Source organism: Pseudomonas sp. SDO55104_S430 (assembly GCF_054070595.1).
In genome coordinates this window covers 1-2,655 of record NZ_JBSVXG010000408.1, presented here as the reverse complement: position 1 = coordinate 2,655, position 2,655 = coordinate 1, and the positions used below count along the sequence as shown (strand labels likewise).

At 59.6% G+C, this 2,655-nt stretch carries 3 protein-coding genes; 2 read left to right on the top strand and 1 reads right to left on the bottom strand.

Annotated elements, in window-relative coordinates; translation table 11 throughout:
• Positions 1-28 precede the first annotated feature (28 nt).
• Positions 29-562: an MgtC/SapB family protein gene (locus ACW9JE_RS30165; RefSeq protein WP_457434842.1), complete on the bottom strand. Its 534-nt coding sequence runs from the start codon at positions 560-562 to the stop codon at positions 29-31.
• Positions 563-682: 120 nt separating this feature from the next.
• On the opposite strand from ACW9JE_RS30165, the gene ACW9JE_RS30160 reads away from it, so the two are divergent.
• A complete protein-coding gene (locus ACW9JE_RS30160) occupies positions 683-916 on the top strand; it encodes a DUF3203 family protein (protein ID WP_457434841.1) in 234 nt (77 codons plus the stop codon).
• A 195-nt stretch (positions 917-1,111) separates the two neighbouring features.
• On the top strand, positions 1,112-2,542 hold the full coding sequence (ccoG, locus tag ACW9JE_RS30155) for a cytochrome c oxidase accessory protein CcoG (RefSeq protein ID WP_457434840.1): 1,431 nt from the start codon (positions 1,112-1,114) through the stop codon (positions 2,540-2,542).
• Positions 2,543-2,655: the final 113 nt, after the last annotated feature.

The following is a 2,655-nucleotide window of genomic DNA, read 5'->3' as shown; positions in this document are numbered from 1 at the left end:
AGGACGCCTTCGCGGGCAAGCCTCGCTCCTACGGTTGGTTGGGGTGTTTGTTGGCGTGATGGTCGTGGTCGTCGTCTTTTTCGAAGATTTTCACGATCCTCGGCATCACGCTGAAAACCGCCAGAGCCAGAACGGTACTCAACACCGCAGTCGCCTCCCGCCCCAGTCCTGCGCACACCCCGATAGCCGCGGTCATCCATAACCCGGCGGCCGTGGTCAGCCCTTTGACATGACTTTCGTCTCCATCCTGGTTCTTCAAGATGGTGCCCGCACCCAGAAAACCGATCCCGGCGATCACGCCTTGCACCACCCGACTCATCGCATCGGCCTCCGACCCGGACATTTGCGGCACCAGCACGAACAATGCCGCGCCAAGTGCCACCAGCATGTGAGTGCGCACCCCGGCCGCCTTGCCCTTGTGCTCACGCTCAAACCCGAGAATCCCGCCCAGCACCGCGGCCATTAGCAGGCGCACGGTGACGCGCGTCAGTTGCGCGGCATCGCCGATGTCGGCGAATTCCGCTTGCAGCGTCACCCAGACTTCGTGCCACCAGGCGTTCATGGTGTTGTCCTTTCGAGGGGCCATGGAGGATGGACCGCGCCGACCATTAATCGGTTGCACAGAACGATGGCCAATGCCTGTGCCCTAACGTTTCATCAGTCGCAAGAAAGGGATGACGTCATGACCGTTCGAATCGAGAACCAGACCTGTTTCTTTACCGTCGAACATGGCGAGGAAATTCGCCTGTGTCCCGATGTCACCATCATCACCGACGGGGCCAAGGCCATGTCGGCGGTGGACATCAATGGCCAGCGTATCTACATCACGGAAGCAGAAGCCGATGCATTGACCGTAGCAGGCGCCGTCGACGGACGCCGGCACCTGAAGACCACCGACAGTGATTCGGTGATTTGACTGATCCGCATCAACACAGTCTGCGAGCGCCTGATATAGGCGCTCGCAGCCCGCCGCGACAGGTGCTTCAACTTGTCGCAGGCGGTGCCGACGCATCCATCTGATACGGTTTTTAAACAAATACCTGAGTCTGTTATGCAAACAGATCGCCGCGCATAGTGCTCATGCCTGATGGAGGCTGATGAGCGAAAGACCATGAGCGAGCTAATCCCCGTCCGAACCGTAGAAAGCACGACGCCAGTCCAGATTCACGAACCTTCGCGCCCGAAGATGAAGGTCAAGACCAGCGACAACCTGATCCACACCCGCAGCTTTACCGGCCTGTTCCGCTCCCTGCGCATCAGCGGCGCGGGATTTCTGTTTTTGCTGTTCTTCGGCACGGTCTGGTTGAACTGGGGCGACCGCCAGGCAGTGCTGTGGGATCTTTCGGAAAGCAAATTCCACATCTTCGGCGCGACCTTCTGGCCGCAGGATTTCATCCTGCTCTCGGCGCTGCTGATCATCGCCGCGTTCGGCCTGTTCGCGATCACCGTGTTTGCCGGCCGGGTCTGGTGTGGCTACACCTGTCCGCAGAGTTCGTGGACCTGGATCTTCATGTGGTGCGAGAAGATCACAGAGGGAGAGCGCAACCAGCGGATCAAGCTAGAAGCTGCGCCCTGGGGCCTGAACAAGCTGATGCGCCGTTCGGCCAAGCACACCCTGTGGCTGGCGATCAGCCTGCTGACCGGCCTGACTTTCGTCGGTTACTTCACGCCGATCCGCCCCCTGGCCGAGGAACTGCTGACCTTGCAAATGAGCGGTGTCAGTCTGTTCTGGATGCTGTTTTTCACCGGCGCCACCTACATCAATGCCGGCTGGTTGCGTGAAGCGGTGTGCATGCACATGTGCCCCTACGCGCGTTTCCAGAGCGTGATGTTCGACAAGGACACCCTGACCATTTCCTACGACGTCGCCCGTGGCGAAAACCGTGGACCGCGCAAGCGCGAGGTCAAGCCGGCCGAAGTCGGCTTGGGCGACTGCATCGATTGCCAGGTCTGTGTGCAGGTCTGCCCCACCGGCATCGACATCCGTGACGGCTTGCAGATGGAATGCATCGGCTGTGCGGCGTGCATCGATGCCTGCGATTCGATCATGGACAAGATGGGCTATGAACGTGGGTTGATCAGCTATACCTCGGAGCGTCAGTTGCAGGGCGGTAAGACTCACTTGTTGCGGCCTAGGTTGATCGGCTACACCGCGGTGGTGCTGGTGATGATTGCTGCGCTGGTGGTGGCGCTGATGGAGCGGCCGATGGTGTCGCTGGATGTCACCAAGGACCGAGGGCTGTTTCGCGAGAACAGTCAGGGGCAGATCGAAAACATCTATAGCCTGAAGGTCATCAACAAGACCCAGCAGCGCCAGGATTACCGCCTGACACTGGTCAAGGCTGAAGGCTTCCAGTTGCAGGGCAAGACCGAACTGAGCCTGGCGCCCGGCGAAATTGTCGATGTGCCGGTGTCGGTGGCGATGATTGCGGATCGGCCGGGCAGCAGTTCGCAGAGCATCGGATTCAAGATCGTTGATAGTGATGAGCCGGGCATTTTCAGTGAAGCGAAGAGCCGGTTTGTTGCGCCGATGAACCGGTGATCCCTTAGACTCGCTGGCCGGCCAGTCAAACACACCCATTGAAGTCAGCACGGTTAATTGTGGCGAGGGGGCTTGCCCCCGTTGGGTCGCGAAGCGGCCCCAAAAAAATGGGA